The organism is Leptospira alexanderi serovar Manhao 3 str. L 60 (assembly GCF_000243815.2).
Taxonomy (GTDB): Bacteria; Spirochaetota; Leptospiria; order Leptospirales; family Leptospiraceae; genus Leptospira; species Leptospira alexanderi.
Window position 1 is genome coordinate 5,001 of sequence record NZ_AHMT02000026.1, and the last position, 2,500, is coordinate 7,500.

At 39.5% G+C, this 2,500-nt stretch carries 1 protein-coding gene and 1 pseudogene (both only partly in view); one reads left to right on the forward strand and one right to left on the reverse strand.

Annotated features, from left to right (window positions below):
* On the forward strand, nucleotides 1-396 hold the 3' portion of the coding sequence (locus LEP1GSC062_RS08650; RefSeq protein WP_020983985.1) for a hypothetical protein. It extends 303 nt beyond the left edge of the window; only the last 396 of its 699 coding nucleotides appear in the window; the start codon falls outside the window, past its left edge; its stop codon occupies nucleotides 394-396.
* Nucleotides 397-764: 368 nt separating this feature from the next.
* On the opposite strand, the pseudogene LEP1GSC062_RS08655 reads toward LEP1GSC062_RS08650, so the two are convergent.
* A pseudogene (locus LEP1GSC062_RS08655) lies at nucleotides 765-2,500 on the reverse strand (motility associated factor glycosyltransferase family protein); its annotated part runs 157 nt beyond the window's last position; the annotation flags it as partial.

Genomic DNA, 2,500 nt, shown 5'->3' on the forward strand with positions numbered 1-2,500 from the left:
GGACTTTTGGTTTACATCAGGGAAATGGATTCAGGTATAACCGTTCCAGTCGTCATCGAAAACAACGTTCCGAGATTTGCTACGGTAGGCGGTAAACGATATATGGCAAATTTGGACTTTTATATCGATGGAATCAACAACACCGAAATCGATGGTCAAATGTTGAATGTTCCTTTTACGGCAACCGAAATCGATAAAGTGAGTTTTTACGTAACTTCGCAGAAGGTCGGTTTATATGTAAATGGAAACTCTCACGAATCAAACATGGTCTATGACCCTGCAGGAAACAATGCGAGGGGTAATAACGCTCAGGAAAGAGCCGCTTGGAGAAGAGAGAATTATCTTCTAACCGGAGGAGACGGATTCGTCCTCGAGTACGTGTATAAAAACAATTAATTTGTAAGGTTTTCGTCTCAATGCGGGATCAAAATATTTCTTATAAGAAGCGCGAGATCCCGCACGTTGTTAGTTCGACATAGATCGTGTCGAACTAACGAAACGACCATTCCTTCTTGCCGATAACTCACGAAACTCCGATTTAAATTTTGAGCGTGTACTAAAACCTGTATAAAATTCTCAAAGAAACGGCAAGTTTTGAGAAGGTAGTCGATAGGAACAAAACCGCTTCAAGCACCGATTTCAATGAAACAAAAACAAATGAGAATTAATTTTTCAATAACTCTATTATATAACTTAAAATAATTTAAAAGATTCAAATAAGACGGTATATCTTTATTGAGCGATAAAAAAAATTTCCAATTTTTTTAAAATTCGGAAATACGGACAATCGCCTTCCCGATCAGCTTAGAATGGAGTTTGCAGGCTTCTTCCAAACCTTGGTACAGAAGAAGACTTTTCTTTGCGATTCCTAATCTTTCGTTTTTCTTTTCTTCCAAATTTAGTCCGCCTTCGTAACCTTCCGTAATCATTAAAACGGTTCTTTGAATACTCATTCCCAGTATTTCCGTGAGGCCCTTACGAGAAGAAACCTCTTCGTCTATATGATCCATTTCTTTTAAGTGTTTTAGAATCTGATCCTTGAACTTATCTTCGGCTCGAACTTGGGAATACAGACGGGCCGAAAGGATTCTCCCTCTTGTAACTTTTTCGGAAAATCCTTTGAGTTGTTCAAACAACGTTTTCAATTCGGAGAGAATTTTTTCCTGCGTCTTGGACTGAGCTTCTTTGATGATCGTGTTTTTAATCGGAAATTCCGATTCGATTTTGTTTTCAGCGGAAACGTAGTTGTTTTTTTTCTCGGATATACTTTCTCTTACTGGGGAATCGAATTCGAACGTATCTGAAATTTTATGAATTTTATCTCTTGTTAAACGAACGAGTTCTAAGTCACATTCGTTTTTTTGCATATATTCCGAAAAATCCGCGTTGGGAATCCCTTCCAGAATTACTCCGTCTTTTCCGAAATTAAACCAAGGATTTTTTTTCGGATGTTCTTCGAACCATTTTTTGAAAATGAGAAGTTTTTCGTTAGTCCGTATTTCTTCGCCGCGGATTGACTTTGTCCGTTTGACGGGAAGGGCGGTCATTTGTTTGTGATTATGATATTCTCTTCTGAGTTTTCTGGATTCGATATGATTCAGTCTTTCTTCTAAAACTGCACCTTTGCAATGCGCCAGTTTATCCGGAAAGGAAAGATCCTGGCCCACAAGAAGGATGTTTCTCGCTTCCATCTTTTCCGCGAGGCTCGTTGCGTTCGTCGAAACGGATCCTCCGAAATCGACGACTCCGATTTCCTCTTCCGGTTTGGAAGAAAGGATCTTAATCAAAGGAAATGGAGAGGAAGTAAAAAAGCCTTTTTTGAATTTTCCGGGAAGCCGTAGAGAATGATACGAAGAAGTTGGATCGAAAACGATCTTTGCATTTCCGTTATATCCTTCCAAGTATTTGGTATTGAGAGCCTGAGGATCCACGGAAAAAAATAGATCGGGATCGATTCCCGCGTTCCAAAGAACTGTCAACGCAGTATCGACCGCAATTAGAATCAGATTTTTTCTATAGGTTCGAATATCATCCAAAGAAAGAATCAAAGAAGGACCTGCGCCACAAACAAGTATATCTATTTTGCCTTTGCAGAGTCCGAATAAAGAGCCGACTGGTTGCATCTGGGCGAGTTCGGGAAGATTGGAAATAAAATTCCGAGTCCAGATTTTTTCGAAACGAGTGAGTGTAGAAATGTTTACGTCCTTTTTGTGAAAGAATCCTTCCGACATAAGACGTAGTTCTTCGTAAGAATCTTTTTTCCATTGATTGCTTCCCCGGTGAGGAATAAAGCTGATCGGAAAACCGGAAATTCCGCGAAACGCTTCGTAAAGATCCTGTTCTAAAATTGGGGTTAATAGAATCCTGAGCCTTCCGGATTCTAAAAATTCGGAATAGTCGAATATGGAAAGCGCATAACGTATAATCGTCGGTTCGACTTCCATCCAGACCGCCGTTAGATTTTTAAATTTTAAACTTTCCTGGACTACGTAACCGATTC